Below are 14331 nucleotides of genomic sequence, written 5' to 3'. Positions count from 1 at the left end.
TTTCCTAACCACTAAAAAATCTTCCCTCCGACTACAGACAAGCGATTTACCACCTGCATATAATCTTTGGCCGACCCATATACACCCGGTAATGAGCATATACAAATCTTGACTCAACCATTACGCACCCTTATGATCGTATTATTGACCGTTACAAGTAATTATATTCAGGTAATTTATGGAATTTTCAAATTAAGGCTACAGCGTAGTAAAATTATTTGAAAGCATAAAGGGATTGACAAAGTGCCACAAAATCAGTAAATATCTGCAAATTACTTCAATATATTGATGGATTATGGTATTCTAATCTATGGACAAGCACTAAGGAGGAGAATTATGCTAGATATACAGGGAGTATCACTGGAAATTGAAGGAAACAAAGGTACTGAGATTCTAAAAAGTATAAATCTAAAATTTTATAATAAAAAAATATATGTCGTCACGGGACCTAATGGTGGAGGGAAATCTTCCCTAGCCAAGGTCATTATGGGAGTCTATAATCCTACTTCGGGTAGAATCTTGCTCAATGGTCAAGACATTACCTATTCAACGATTACCGAAAGGGCTCGCCTAGGTATAGGGTATGCTTTCCAGAGTCCGCCTCGCTTTAAAGGCATAAAAGTTAGAGACCTTCTCAATATGGCAGCCTCGCATAATCCTGAAAATGTAAATATATGCGATTTACTTTATAACGTTGGTTTATGTGCCCAAGATTATCTCGACCGAGATGTGGATTCCAGTCTCTCAGGGGGAGAAATGAAGCGCATCGAGATTGCTACGGTACTTGCCCGTAATCTCAAAGTTGCTGTTTTCGATGAACCAGAAGCAGGGATTGATTTATGGAGCTTTCAAAAACTTGCGGAAACCTTTAAAACTATTCACGAGCAATATGACACTACGATTATTATCATTTCCCACCAGGAGCGTATCATGGAGCTGGCGGATGAAATAATTATTATGTCGAACGGATCAATCAGTGCGCAATCTGAACGAGATGTAATTCTTGCTGGAATTTTGAATAGCGATACTTGTTTATGTAGTACCAAATGTGAGAAAGGGGTTGGTCAGAATGTTGAATGCATTGGATAAACTGATGCTAGAGAAAGTGGCCGATCTTCATGACATCCCACAAGGGGCTTTCAATATTAGGAAAAATGGCCAAGGGGTACAACGAAATACTACCGAAAATATCGATATCATCACTAAAACAGATAAGTCGGGGATTGATGTAATTGTAAAGCCCTATACCCAAGGAGAAACTGTTCATATTCCAGTTATCGTAACAGAAGACAACCTCAATGATGTTGTCTATAATACCTTTGAAATTGGGGAATACTCTGACGTAGAGATAATAGCAGGCTGTGGAATCCATAATTGTGGAACCCAAAAATCACAGCATGACGGAATCCACACCTTTTATGTTAGAAAAGGTGCCAAACTTAAGTATGTCGAAAAACATTATGGCCAAGGTGAAGGAACAGGACAGCGAGTTTTGAATCCTAAGACAATTATCGAGGCAGAAGCAGGGGCCGTTGTCGAACTCGAATTGATTCAAATCAAAGGAATTGACCGCACAAAAAGAGAAACCGAAATCCGCCTTATGGGTAATGCCAAGCTTGTAGTCACTGAACGTCTCTTAACTTACTTAGATCAGGAAGCGGAATCTAGCATCAATGTCGAATTATTAGGCGTCGATTCCTCAGCTCAGATTATTTCAAGATCCGTTGCCCAAGACAATTCCAAACAAGAATTCTATTTTGATTTAGACGGGAAGAACAAATGTAGAGGACATATCCAATGCGATGCGATTATAATGCATAATGCCGTAGTCCTCTCAACCCCGAAGATTTCTGCTCATCACAGTGAAGCCCAACTTGTACATGAGGCTGCCATTGGGAGAATCGAATCCGAACAGCTAATCAAATTAATGTCTCTTGGATTCTCAGAGAAAGAGGCAGAGGACACGATCCTCAATGGTTTTCTTAAGTAAAGCTAAATACATTTTTGACATCCTCAACCAAGAGCCCGGTACAGCTACTGCACCGGGTTCTAAAATATCGCTGATGAAAATGAGGAGGTAGTTACTCCATGGCAGAAATAACGGAATATAAAAAACCTGTAAAAGTGGGTGACCGCCGTGTTCACATGGCCAATGAACGTACCTTCCTTGCCTGGGTAAGAACAAGTATCGGGATAATGGCCTTCGGTTTTGTTCTTGAAAGGTTCGCCCTATTCATTAAACAAATGTCGTACATATTGGGAGAATCAAGTATGGGAAAAGCCCTACAACCTTCAGATGGATCTTCGTCCATCGCAGGAATTTTTCTTGTCGGTCTAGGTGCCTTATTGTGCCCACTTGCCTTTATCCGGTATAAGAAAGTCGAGAGACAAATAGACGATGATACGTATTTGCCATCCCCAGTACTCAATATGTTGCTTACCCTTTCAATCCTTGCAGTCGGAATTTACCTAGTATTTCATTTGCTACAAAGTACTTAAAATTTAGCCCCTGAGGAATTTATTCCTCAGGGGCTAAATTTTGTCATTTCCTCTTACTTTAACCACCCTAGAGAAATTTCATCTTTGTTAATCTAAGTACTCTGACAGAAAATTCTGGGGCAACGGAGTGTCTTAATACACAATAAAAAAAGTATTGTCTGTTGTAATAACACCTGTTATAATTCAACATAACCTTGTAAGCGTCAGAGAAGATACGTTACACCAAGCTAGCAGTAGGGACGCGTACAAGAAACTAATTTATAAAAGAAGAAAGGAAGGATGGTAGCACGGTAAAATAGTCCGGCAAGAATGGTTAGTTTTGTAGTATGGTAGACAACGCAATTATTGAATTTGATGTTATTCTTGACCATTGAATTTAGGTTCTAATTTTCGAAACGGGGTGAATTTATGCTAGGGTTAACTGACCCGGGAGTCATTGCTGCATATCTTTTGTCCATCGGCAGTGCTCTTCTTTGTGTGATATATGGTGTCATCAACTGGAATAAAGAGTGATAAATTTACATTTGAATTTCATGTTTAGAAGGGCGGATTAATGAATGGGCGTTTTTGTCATTATCCTAGGAATCTATCTATTAATCACGGCATTCCTAGGGTATTTAGGTTATAAGCACACTAAATCTTCAAAAGATTACATGGTGGCAGGAGGAAATATCCATCCTTATTTAATGGGCATGGCTTATGGAGCCACGTTTATCTCGACCTCAGCGATTGTTGGTTTTGGTGGAGTCGCGGCATTTTATGGTATGAGTATGTTGTGGTTAACGTTTGCTAATATTTTTGTCGGAATTTTTATTGCCTTCGTATTCTTTGGTAAAAAAACACGTGCTTTAGGGCAGAAATACAAAGCTTTTACCTTTCCTCACCTTTTAGGATCTCACTACGAATCAACCTTCATTCGCAAGTGGTCAGCCGCATTGATGAGTATCGTCTTACCTCTATATGCAGCTGCCGTTATGATCGGTGGGGCGCGATTCTTAGAGCAATCCTTAAAGATGAACTATTCGACGGCTCTCTGGATTCTCTCTCTCGTCGTTTTGGCTTATGTTTATTTTGGCGGCCTTAGAGGGGTTGTTTATACAGATGCCTTCCAAGGAACCCTCATGTTCGTGATGATGTTCGTCATAATCATTCTAACGTATATCAAGTTAGGTGGCGTCTCGGTAGCACATGCCAAGTTAGCCGCCATGAATAGCTTAGTTCCTGCAGCCTTTTTAAAACAAGGAATGACTGGTTTTGCTTCAATGCCCATTTTCTTAAGTCAAAACTGGTACTTTGTCATTTCAACATTAGTTCTTGGAGTTGGCATTGGGGTCTTAGCTCAACCACAACTTATTGTTCGTTATATGACTGTTAAATCTAACAAAGAACTAAACCGCGCCATGGTTTTTGGCGGGATTTTCATTTTATTCATGACAGGTGTGGCTTTTACTGTTGGTGCTCTTTCCAATGTTTTCTTTTACGAAACAAGCCAGCAAATAGCTATGACGGCTTCGATTGTCGGAACAGCTGGTCCCAATACTGACCTAGTGATCCCCATGTTTCTAACTCAGGCTTTTCCATCTTGGCTGTATTACTTCCTCTTGTTAGGTCTTTTAGCCGCAGCAATGTCCACCCTGAGTGGTCAATTTCATTTCATCTCGACCTCACTCAGCTATGATCTTTTTGGCAAGACCAGCAAAGACGACCCCAGAAAAACCTTGTTGTTAGCCCGTGTAGGTTTGCTGGTAGGTTTTGCGGTCACTGTGTTTGTAGCCTATCGTTTACCAGGAAATATTATTGCTTTGGCAACTTCAATTTTCTTCGGCCTTTGCGCTGCAGCATTTCTCCCAATGTATGCTGGAGCCCTCTGGTGGCCACGTGCCACGAAAACTGCTGCAACCTGGAGTATGTTAGTGGGATCTCTTCTTTACCTTTTTCTTTGTCTCTTTGTCTACACTAAAGATTCTTCAATCTTTGGCTTGGCGAAATTAGTTTTGGGTCGTGCTTCACTAGCCGGAACAGGCTCTTTTAGCTATATGGATCCGCTATTATTTGCTCTTCCAGCGAGCATTGTTGTTTTCATTGTCGTGACTTTATTCACTAAACCATTAAATCGAGTAGAAGAAAGTAACATCCTGTCCTTAAATGACCAATAACCAGCCCTTTAAGTTATGAACAGAACCCCTAAAACGGACATTGAAAGAAATAAACCTCCTATTGTAGAGATCTACAGTAGGAGGTTTTATTATGCTAGAAGAAATGGATTAAACATATGAAAACTACTGCCAAGAAGTAATGCTTGTAAAAGAACATGAAATGACCAATCGTGAAATTGCTCAACAGCTCTTTTCTACAGACGGCAATTGATTTACCATATATTATCAGGATATAACCTAAATAATCTTCAAATAATAAAGACAGTGCAATTTGGAGAAAATGGAGGCTAGAAAAATGGAACTATTTGATAATGTAGTGAAATTAATTAGTAAAATGCAAAGAGTTCTAAAGATGAAGGATTCTGTCGCAGTCAGTATATTTGCTGGCATATTAGGAACCTTAGCCATGGATACTTCAAACTTGATGTTCTGGAGGAAAGGGAAAACCGAAGCCCTGTATGGACATATCGCTGGCTCAATTTTTGTAAATCCTTTTAGACTTAATCAACGAAAGAACTTTTGGCTTGGTCAAATAATGCATCTTATTACTGGAGCTGTTCTGGCCTATCCTTTGACTATAATATTAAAAAAGACGGGAAAAGACAACATTTTGTTAAAGGGAGCGTTCTTTGGTGCAGTAACCTGGGAATTTATCTACGGAATTGGCCAAAGGTTCAGTGTATTTGCCACAAAGCCACGCTTTACAAAAACACACTATGCAGAGTTATTTAATAACATTATCTATGGAGTAACCACAGCCCAAGCGTTGGTTAGCTTTTCAGAACCGTCAATGTTTCCAGATAGGAAAAATAAAACACAAAAAAACTTAAATACACAAAAAAACAAAGTACAACCTATTTACGCTGATGTAAATGCTAATGAAGAAAATACAGTGTTCATGTAAGATATCACAATGCACTCATTGGTGAGTGCATTTTTTTTATGCGCTAAAAAGGTACGTAAATGCTAGTATACCCGTGCCACGCCAGTCACTTCGGCTGAGAGCGCGTCTAAGGCGACAAGGTCATCCGCATTAAGCTCCTTTAAAGAGGTCTTCCCGAGAGAACGCATTGCTTCTTCCATTTCCAATACCATAGATTGTAAGACATTGACGACACTAGTAGCAGCTTGATCAATATTTAGTTGTGTTTTCGTGGATGAGTCGTAATACAAAAGTGTTGTAAGTGGTTCCCAAGGAATCACCTTGTCTATTTGACCATGCACTAAAGCAAAAAGAGGGACTGTTGCAAGATAGACTGCGTCTGCCCCTAGGGCCAGTGCTTTAAGACATTGTCCTGGAGTAAAATATCCTCCTGCCACGATTAAACTCACCTGAGTATTTTTTAAATATCTTTCAGCACGAACAAGAGCGTTTAAACTCGGTATTCCAAAATCATCTTGTTTGATCGGAGTGGTTGCATGGGATCCTCCTTGAGCCCCATCCAAAATTACGGCATCAAACCCAAGATCGACGGCTACAGCTAAATCGTCTTCTAGGTGCCCCGTTGCCATCAGTTTTAAGGCTATGGGAATCCCTTTTGCTTGTTTACGTAGACTTTTCATGAAACCAGGCCAATCTTCTGTTGATTTTATGCCCGGCGGCGCTGGAAAGGAGGTAGTCGACTGGCCGGGAGCCAATCCAGCTAGCACCTGCGCTCTTCCCTTTAAAGCCACTGCCTCTACCAGAACAGACCCCATGTCGGCGCCTTGTCCCATTTGAACTTCTAACATATCAGCCGAAGAGATTTGTTCGATGTTTCTTCCGCCCCATATCCATCGGGAAATTTGCAAGACATACTTTCCTGCGTCCGCTCGCTCCTCCGGCAGAAAGGGGCCTTCTCCAGACGAGATTGTTGTTTGGAGTGTCTTTGCGGCTCTAGCCAGGGCCCGCTTGGCTTCCTCACTAAGTGCTAAACCGTAGGCCATACCGCTGATCATCAAGGGGATACTTATGGTAAGCGGTTTAGTGGCATTTACGCCAATTGTTACCTGCATGTCAACCTTAACACTTTCCTGGAGAGACAAGCTTGTCATCTGCTTAGGTGCAAACATTAGGTTTTCAAAACCCAGAAAATGCTTGGGAGTTCCTAAGGGGCGCGTAAGCACCTTTCCGTCTTCAGCACGCAGACTCATTTCTAATAAATTTAAGATCGAAAAGCGATTTAACGAGGGCCACATCTCTGCAATGTTCTGGGTATATTTGTCTGAAAGTAGTCGTTTAGCAGCAGTGCCAGTGATTTTCTTTATAATCTTACGCAAGATTGGTTTGGTAAATCGTTTTGTTAATAAAAATAAGAGGAATAACAAAGGTATCGTAAACATCAGCAGTAGAAACCATCCGGGGATATTCAAAGTAATTTGCATGTTTTATCCTCGCAGTATTTTTTTCTAGTATGCTCAGATAAGAGTGTTTTACAACAGTACTTTTTAATATATAATAAGGCCTAATAAGCTGAATAAACCATAAATTAGCAGATTTAAAAATAAAGGAGATGAAGTCTATGTTCAAAAGAATTTTAGTCCCCACAGACGGTTCCGAATCCTCACGTCATGCCCTCATGAAAGCCTTAGAGTTAGCTAGTAAATTCGATTCGGAAATAGAGCTATTTCATGTAACCCCATCCCAGGAAGCCTACTATGGATTCAATGAGAGTTATAATACTTTCGCTAACGCAGACCAAATCAAAAGTAATGGTGACCTAGCCTTAGCAAATACATTAAAGGGCCTAAATATAGAAGGCGTGCATTTATCAAAAAAGCATGTCTCCGGGAGCGCTTCAGTTCGCATCTTAGACGAGATTAAAAGAGACTTTGATTTAGTCATCATGGGGACTCGCGGCCATAGTGGTATTGTTGGAGCAGTCTTAGGAAGTGTTGCGCAGCGCGTACTTGCCAGTTCCGATTGCCCAGTACTTATTGTTAAATAAACATTCCATCATACTGATAAGAAAATCTTGATTTACTCATCAAAACAAGGCTGGAAGCTTGAGCGCTTCCAGCCTTGTTTTTAATCTGTAAGATTTAAGATATTTCTCAATTGTGTAAAGTCCAATAGTATCAACCTGATTATGTCAGAATTGCACTAATTGTTCTGTACTCCTACATAAAAATATGCTTAAAACTTAATACTAAACTTGGTGAGTATGGAGGAGGTTTCTATGAAAAATTTAACTTCAAAAACAAAAAAACGGCTTCTTATCGGATTGCCACTGCTTGTTATTGCTGGAATTTTTCTATTTATGCAATATGAACGGACATCGACCACTCATTATTGCGGAACGACCTGTCACATCATGAAAATCCCCTACGAAGCCTCTTTTCACAGTGTACATCGCGAGACAAACGGGGTTGGGTGTAAAGATTGTCACATCCCTCATGATAATATTCTTGAGCAAATCGCCTACAAAGGCTATTCAGGCGCCAGGGATTATTATAAAAACACTTTTGCCCCACCGGATGTACTACATACAAAGGAATGGAGTGAAAAAATACTTCAACGCAACTGCCTTCGATGCCATGCAACGCTTGTTGCACGAATTAACACCAGTGATGGATTGCAATGTTTCGAATGCCATCGCGGTGAGCCGCATGATACACCCATTCAGCCTTTCAGCAGCCAAGCTGTTCACACCCCAATTCGCTAAAATGGAGGTAGGAATTGAATGCAAAAATACTGGCGCGGTTTTATGTTGCTCAGTCTTAGCCTATTGATGATGGTATTTCTAATAGTTGGTTGTACCCAAAAAGCTCCCACTCAACCCACGACAGCTTCTATACCGGAGGGAGAACTTGATCCCGCCGTATGGGGTAAAGTATACCCTGATCACTATGCCAGCTATCTTAAGCAAAAGGAACAAACGAAGGGGAATTCTAAGTACGGTGGTTCTCTCCCTGAATCACATCTTAAAGAGTCACCAGCTCAAGTTAAACTGTTTGCAGGCTATCCTTTTTCTGAAGATTATAACGAAGAACGCGGCCATCTTTGGTCTTTGGAAGATGTAACCGGCACCCAACGTATCGGACCCAAAACGATTAGTTCCTGCTGGAATTGTAAAAGCCCTAACGTAAAACCCCTCGTCGATAAAATGGGAGATGCCTTTTGGGCAACACCTTTTGCAGAGTTAAAAGATCAGATCAAACATCCCATTGCCTGTGCAAACTGCCATGATTCAAAAACAATGGCCCTTACTATCACCAGTATCCCTCTACTCGACGCTCTAAAAACAAGAGGAATTGATCCCGCCAAATTCAGTCGACAGGAAATGCGAACCATGGTCTGTGCCCAGTGCCATGTCGAATATTACTTTAAACCCGATAATAAGAAAGTTACTTTCCCCTGGAACTATGGGTTAAAAATGGATGATGCTGAAAAATTATATGAAGAGATTAATTTTAAAGACTGGGATCATAAAGAAAGTCAGGCTCCTATGCTCAAAGCTCAACACCCCGATTACGAGCTGTTCTCTACGGGTATCCACGCAGCGAACGGTGTAGCCTGTGCGGATTGCCATATGCCCTATGTAAAACAAGGTCAAACTAAAATATCTTCGCATCATTTACAAAGTCCCCTCAATCATATCTCTCAATCCTGTCAAACTTGTCATAAACAAAGCGAAGAGTATTTAAAGAACCAAGTCATAGGTACGCAGGATGCCGTGTTTAAAACGAAGGTTTTATTAGAAACAGCGCTCTCCGAGGCCATCGATGCTATCGCAACAGCTGCCAAGAACCCTGCAGCCAAAGCAGATATGATGACCCAAGCTCGGTCTCTGCATCGCAAAGCAGGGTGGCGTTGGGATTACATCTCTGCTGAAAACAGCATGGGATGGCACAGCCCAAATGAAGCCTTAAGAATTCTCGGTGAGGGGATTGATTTAGCCCGGCAAGCCCAGCTGAAGGCGAATTTAGCAGTAGGTACAATAGCCGGAGGTGAGGCTGGAGCAGCTGCAGGGAAAACTCCCGGAGCAGGAACTTCGGTTGATGCTGCCGGTCAAGGAGCAGTACCAACACCATAAGTCGTAAGCTATTAAAAACCTTTGTCTAATTTTCAAAAACCCCCACTTATAGAAGTGGGGGTTTTTCACGAGTTCTCTAGATCTCAATTCTAAATCTCTAACATCAATCCAATATGCTCTTTTTTTTCAATTAACTTAATCCGATTCGCCAATTATGACAATTATCGTCGCTAGCTCTCCCATAATCGAACATCCACTTTGACATCATAAAGAGTACTACCCGCTGCTCTATCTGTTAAACGCTGGGACGTAAGGGCATTTACGGTACTATCTCCGGGCATAGATACACTCGAAAACAGACCTTCCGTTACTACTACTCCTTGGGGAACGGTGGTCGTTAGCTTGAGAATAAACTGCACCTCGCCTCGCTCATTAAAGGCGATCACTCTCTGACCATCGAGCAAGTTCTTACTTTCGGCATCTTCAGGGTTCATTTGAAGATAAGCTGCTTCCTTTTTGCTAAGTAAATCAGGTCGCTCATTGAAGGAAGAATTCAGAGAGTACACACTTGGTGTGCTCATTAGATAAAATGGGGCATCATCTCCGTAGGGTTCGAAATAGTGCGGTAATAGCTCAGCATCCTTGGGATTGCAGATTTCTATTTTACCGGATGGAGTAAGGAAGGTTGTTTTGTAATTCTCGGGCAGGGAGAGTTCGACGGGATGACCTGCTTGAAGTTTCGCCAGGTCTATACTCTCAAGCCACGATGCCGGCGGATCAATCAGCTGATTAATAAGGTCATCAGCGGTATGTTTAAAAAAATATTCTTCGTAACCCATGGCCTGAGCAAGCAACTGAAAAACCTCCCAGTTCGACTTAGCTTCACCAATTGGAGGAATAACTGCAGCCGCTCTTTGGATGCCATAATGACCATAGGCGCGGTAAATGTCCGAATGTTCTAAGGAGCTTGTAGCAGGCAAAATGATGTCAGCATACCGAGCCGTATCCGTCATAAATCGTTCATGTACAACTGTAAAAAGATCCTCTCGCTCAAGTCCCTTGATGATCATTGTTTGGTCAGGGGCAACAACAGCAGGGTTGGAATGGTAGACGTACATACTCATAATCGGAGGGTTTGATAATTCCGTTAGCGCGTAACCAAGCTGATTCATATTCACGACTCGGGTAGGCTCTTTTAGTAAATCTTCGCGCGTAACTCGCTGTGTATGAAATACCTTACCAGTCGAAATACTGGCGAGCAATCCACCTCCTGGGTTTCCCCATGCTCCGACTAGTGCAGGAAGACAGGTAATAGTGCGAACCGTCATTGCCCCGTTTCCATAACGACAAAGCCCTGATCCCAAGACAATAAACGGTGCATGGGCTTTACCATACTGACGAGCCATTTCTTCGATTAAGCTTACTTCGATACCCGTGATTTGACTCACTTTAGCCGGTGGATAATCGGGTAAAACTTCCATTCGAAGCTGTTCAAATCCCTGGACATACTTATCTATAAACTCTTGATCAATCCACCCATCGCGCACCAAGATGTGCATGATGCCCAGAGCCAAAGCACCATCCCTCCCCGGTCGTACTAATACGACCTTATCAACAATTTGGGCAGTAGGATTTTCATAGGTGTCAATAAGCCAAACCATAGCTCCACGCTTTTTAGCTTCTCGAATATGATGCATTAGATGGATGTTGGTTGCCAGGACATTCGTACCCCACAAGAGTATAAAGTCACTCTTTTCAACTTCATCCGGGTGTGGAGCCATAGTCTCACCCATCACTGACGCCCAACCATAACTCTTTGAAGAGGAACAAATAGTGCGAGCCAATCTTGACGCTCCTAAACGATGGAAAAAACCTTCCCCACAATTGCGTTGGACTGTACCCATAGTCCCTGCATATGAATACGGCAAAATCGCTTCCGCGCCATGGTTCGAAATAACCCCCTGCCATCTATCGACAATACGCTCAATCGCTTCTTCCCACGAAATGGGTTTAAACTGACCCGTTCCTTTTTCGCCAATCCGCAATAGTGGTTGGGTTAGTCTCTGCGGGGAATGGACTGTTCTCTCATAGTGAATCATTTTCGGGCATAAAGTTCCTTTAGTAAAAGGATGTTCTGGGTCACCCATAACCTTCACCGCTTGACCATCGACAACTTCTACTAAAAGCCCACACGCATCGGGACAGTCATATGGACAAACTGAGCGTTTAATTTCAGAATTCACGTTACACTCACCCTTCTAACACAGTTTTTACTTATCATCTGTCGCCTTACCATCACCGAAAACCGGTATTTCGTCTCCTAAAAAAGTTGGTTTAGGTTTAATAACCTTAGCCCACAAAAAATCTTTGTTCCTAGCTGCAATTTCTCTGAGTTTATAAAGTTCCATAGCCCGATAATCACGTCGGTCTGTCGCAACTCCATACGCCTCCATACCTAATGCCCTAGCTACATAAACCGCTCGCATAAGATGATACTCCTGGGTAACGATGATTACCTTCTTAACTTTGAAGATGTCCCTAGCTCTGTACATACTCTCATAAGTGCTAAAACCTGCATGATCCATAAAGATGTCCTTATTGGGTACCCCTTTATCCTTTAAAAAGCTCTTCATCGAATTAACTTCATCATAATCCTTCCGTCCATGATCGCCACTCACGATCAGTTTCGGTGCCTTCTTTTGCTCGTATAGTTCATATCCTGCAGTTAGACGATCGTTTAGCATTGTCGACACCGTTCCGTTTGGTAATACATACGCTCCTAAGACTAAAATGGCGTCAGCGTTAGGAGCTTCGCTTGCGTTAAGGATATATTTCGTTCCAACTGTCTCAACGTGCTGATTCACAATCAGCGCAGTGGTGCAAGTAAGCGTCAAAAAAAGAACTGAGAAAACTATCACCTGCTTTAGGCGCTTTTTTAAGGTTAATAACTTACTCATAGCACACCTTCCATATAACTGTTATTTCTAGCATTCGTATTAAATATACTACTATTTTAGCAACTTATATAGCGTTTCTATTTAGCACGTACATAACCAGTTTTCTCGACTAGACTTTGTCCTTCCTCAGATAAGACCCAGCTAAGGAAACGACTGATATTTTCCTTTTGGTTCGATTTTAAAGATACTGCATAAACAGGTACTGTGAAGGGATAGGTTTTATTGCGCACGGTTTCTGGGGTCGGTTTGATCCCATCAATCGAAAGATACTTAATCTGATTGTTTTTTATCATCTGGGTCGAGTAATACATAAATGAATACCCTATGGCATTTTTGGCGTTTTTATAACCTGCAACCTCGCTAATGATTTCTCCCATACCCCCTGCATAGGTTTCCTTTGTCTGTTCTAACATCGTAATGCCAGTCATCACTTTATTCTGCATAACCGTTTGACTACCTGAGTTTTCAGGACGTTGATAAGGCAGTATCCTATTCCATTGTCCCCCGACTTCTTTCCAACGGGTGATTTTACCAGTGTAGATATCCTGGATCTGCTTTATAGTCAGGTCCTCAACCGGATTCTTAGAGTTTGTGAAAAATACAAACGCTTCACTCCCAATGGGAGTTAAGACAAACTCATCCCCTTTGGCTTTAATCGCCTCAAGGTGAGCCTTCGACGGCTCTGCAACAAAGATTATATCGGTCTGACCTGCAATTAAACGTTCGTATGCTGTGCCAGTTTTTGAACACTTCACTAGATCTAGGGGAAACTTCTCACTGGCCACAAAGGCAGTAGATACATCTTTATCGTTTTTGTTCCTGTTTGCTAGATAATATTCACCAAGTCCCTTATAGACAGCTTCAACAAACGAAGCATAAACCGGATAGGCGGCTGTCGCACCGTCAAGACGTGGCATAGAATCAAGCTCTTCAAATTGTAAGTTGGCAGGCTTATCAAGCTTAGCGAGTCCGTTGTTCTCCTTGAACGGAGCTTTATCTATCAGATCAAATTCGGTTAAATCACTCCCGACTGTTGACTTCCCATAGAGCAATTCCGTAGTACCATCATCTATAACTTTTCTTGTCGTGATACCAGAAAAAGCAAGGACAAAAATGCAAAGCAAGACCAATACCGCTTTAAAGTTTCTCGATAGAGAGCTATCTGCCGCTGTCTTCGCAGTCCATTCAGACAAAATAATTCCAATTAGAAACCCCATATACCCCATAAGCTCTGCCACAGGTATGATAAAATGCAACCCTGATAAGGAAAGGCCTAAGCCAATAATCAATAACATAGGATTCTTGAGAGCATACACTCCCCACCAGCCTGAATTAAAATTTCCTCTTGAAAATGCGAGTGCAAGAACTGCAAAGACCAGAGCATAGAGAATAGGCACAATGGCAATGAGATACCTTTCCTTTGCCGAGTTGGGCTTATGCTTTGACAATTTTACAAAAATATAACCAACAATAATACCTATAATAAGCGAACCGAAAAAGGCAATCGATAACAGGATCAACTTTCTAGCATCGCTGCCAAGCTCATATAACCTTAGCCCATCTGTAATTGACGAAACAATGATCATCCCAATGGTAAGTAAGAAAGGAAGAATGATCATTTGGGTTGCCAAAGAGGTTCCCAGGTACTTTTTATTTGATTTCATCTCTCAACACTCCTATCAGATTCACTACTCTATTCACAAAGCCTACACCTAGACCCCGTTTGTCCTTTTCTTTTCCTTATTCTCACAATTCGGCAAAACT

General features: G+C 41.7%; 13 protein-coding genes. 9 read left to right on the top strand and 4 right to left on the bottom strand.

Going from position 1 to position 14331, the window contains the following annotated elements:
* Positions 1-336 precede the first annotated feature (336 nt).
* From E4K67_RS10990 to E4K67_RS30105, 6 genes are all read left to right on the top strand, one after another.
* On the top strand, positions 337-1089 hold the full coding sequence (locus E4K67_RS10990; protein WP_135546532.1) for an ABC transporter ATP-binding protein: 753 nt from the start codon (positions 337-339) through the stop codon (positions 1087-1089).
* Positions 1070-1990, top strand: coding sequence for a SufB/SufD family protein (locus E4K67_RS10985; RefSeq protein WP_135546530.1), 921 nt, complete (start codon positions 1070-1072; stop codon positions 1988-1990). The genes E4K67_RS10990 and E4K67_RS10985 overlap by 20 nt, the downstream gene beginning before the upstream one ends.
* Positions 1991-2088: 98 nt before the next feature.
* Positions 2089-2499, top strand: a complete 411-nt coding sequence (locus tag E4K67_RS10980; protein WP_135546528.1) for a YidH family protein — start codon at positions 2089-2091, stop codon at positions 2497-2499.
* 408 nt (positions 2500-2907) lie between these two features.
* Positions 2908-3012 (top strand): symporter small accessory protein, encoded by a 105-nt coding sequence (locus E4K67_RS31505; RefSeq protein ID WP_420841532.1) that lies wholly within the window; start codon positions 2908-2910, stop codon positions 3010-3012.
* A 44-nt stretch (positions 3013-3056) separates the two neighbouring features.
* A complete protein-coding gene (locus tag E4K67_RS10975; protein ID WP_135546526.1) occupies positions 3057-4655 on the top strand; it encodes a sodium:solute symporter family protein in 1599 nt (532 codons plus the stop codon).
* Between the two features lie 295 nt (positions 4656-4950).
* On the top strand, positions 4951-5559 hold the full coding sequence (locus E4K67_RS30105; RefSeq protein WP_199242514.1) for a hypothetical protein: 609 nt from the start codon (positions 4951-4953) through the stop codon (positions 5557-5559).
* Between the two features lie 62 nt (positions 5560-5621).
* Here the strand turns inward: E4K67_RS30105 and E4K67_RS10965 are convergent, their stop codons facing one another.
* Positions 5622-7019, bottom strand: coding sequence for an FMN-binding glutamate synthase family protein (locus E4K67_RS10965; RefSeq protein ID WP_135546524.1), 1398 nt, complete (start codon positions 7017-7019; stop codon positions 5622-5624).
* Positions 7020-7156: 137 nt separating this feature from the next.
* Between E4K67_RS10965 and E4K67_RS10960 the strand changes: the two genes are divergently transcribed.
* The 3 genes from E4K67_RS10960 (at position 7157) to E4K67_RS10950 (ending at position 9670) form a co-directional block, all read left to right on the top strand.
* On the top strand, positions 7157-7582 hold the full coding sequence (locus tag E4K67_RS10960) for a universal stress protein (RefSeq protein WP_135546522.1): 426 nt from the start codon (positions 7157-7159) through the stop codon (positions 7580-7582).
* Positions 7583-7813: 231 nt separating this feature from the next.
* Complete coding sequence (locus E4K67_RS10955; protein ID WP_135546520.1) at positions 7814-8299, top strand: cytochrome c3 family protein; 486 nt, start codon at positions 7814-7816, stop codon at positions 8297-8299.
* 18 nt (positions 8300-8317) lie between these two features.
* Positions 8318-9670, top strand: coding sequence for an ammonia-forming cytochrome c nitrite reductase subunit c552 (locus E4K67_RS10950; protein ID WP_135546519.1), 1353 nt, complete (start codon positions 8318-8320; stop codon positions 9668-9670).
* A gap of 170 nt (positions 9671-9840) precedes the next feature.
* Here E4K67_RS10950 and E4K67_RS10945 read toward each other — a convergent pair whose 3' ends face one another.
* From E4K67_RS10945 to E4K67_RS10935, 3 genes are all read right to left on the bottom strand, one after another.
* Positions 9841-11853 (bottom strand): molybdopterin-dependent oxidoreductase, encoded by a 2013-nt coding sequence (locus E4K67_RS10945; protein ID WP_135546517.1) that lies wholly within the window; start codon positions 11851-11853, stop codon positions 9841-9843.
* A gap of 27 nt (positions 11854-11880) precedes the next feature.
* Positions 11881-12567, bottom strand: coding sequence for a SanA/YdcF family protein (locus E4K67_RS10940; RefSeq protein WP_135546515.1), 687 nt, complete (start codon positions 12565-12567; stop codon positions 11881-11883).
* A gap of 77 nt (positions 12568-12644) precedes the next feature.
* On the bottom strand, positions 12645-14231 hold the full coding sequence (locus E4K67_RS10935) for a substrate-binding domain-containing protein (RefSeq protein ID WP_135546513.1): 1587 nt from the start codon (positions 14229-14231) through the stop codon (positions 12645-12647).
* Positions 14232-14331: the final 100 nt, after the last annotated feature.

The sequence above is a fragment of the Desulfosporosinus fructosivorans genome (assembly GCF_004766045.1).
Classification (GTDB): domain Bacteria; phylum Bacillota; class Desulfitobacteriia; order Desulfitobacteriales; family Desulfitobacteriaceae; genus Desulfosporosinus; species Desulfosporosinus fructosivorans.
The sequence above is the reverse complement of the archived record's forward strand: the minus strand, read 5'-3'. Positions and strand labels throughout refer to the sequence as shown.

Bases quoted from the DNA above. Each gene is read 5' to 3' on its own strand.
- E4K67_RS10990 (WP_135546532.1), top strand. From the start codon at position 337: ATGCTAGATATACAGGGAGTATCACTGGAAATTGAAGGAAACAAAGGT.
- E4K67_RS10985 (WP_135546530.1), top strand. From the start codon at position 1,070: ATGTTGAATGCATTGGATAAACTGATGCTAGAGAAAGTGGCCGATCTT.
- E4K67_RS10980 (WP_135546528.1), top strand. From the start codon at position 2,089: ATGGCAGAAATAACGGAATATAAAAAACCTGTAAAAGTGGGTGACCGC.
- E4K67_RS31505 (WP_420841532.1), top strand. From the start codon at position 2,908: ATGCTAGGGTTAACTGACCCGGGAGTCATTGCTGCATATCTTTTGTCC.
- E4K67_RS10975 (WP_135546526.1), top strand. From the start codon at position 3,057: ATGGGCGTTTTTGTCATTATCCTAGGAATCTATCTATTAATCACGGCA.
- E4K67_RS30105 (WP_199242514.1), top strand. From the start codon at position 4,951: ATGGAACTATTTGATAATGTAGTGAAATTAATTAGTAAAATGCAAAGA.
- E4K67_RS10965 (WP_135546524.1), bottom strand. From the start codon at position 7,019: ATGCAAATTACTTTGAATATCCCCGGATGGTTTCTACTGCTGATGTTT.
- E4K67_RS10960 (WP_135546522.1), top strand. From the start codon at position 7,157: ATGTTCAAAAGAATTTTAGTCCCCACAGACGGTTCCGAATCCTCACGT.
- E4K67_RS10955 (WP_135546520.1), top strand. From the start codon at position 7,814: ATGAAAAATTTAACTTCAAAAACAAAAAAACGGCTTCTTATCGGATTG.
- E4K67_RS10950 (WP_135546519.1), top strand. From the start codon at position 8,318: ATGCAAAAATACTGGCGCGGTTTTATGTTGCTCAGTCTTAGCCTATTG.
- E4K67_RS10940 (WP_135546515.1), bottom strand. From the start codon at position 12,567: ATGAGTAAGTTATTAACCTTAAAAAAGCGCCTAAAGCAGGTGATAGTT.
- E4K67_RS10935 (WP_135546513.1), bottom strand. From the start codon at position 14,231: ATGAAATCAAATAAAAAGTACCTGGGAACCTCTTTGGCAACCCAAATG.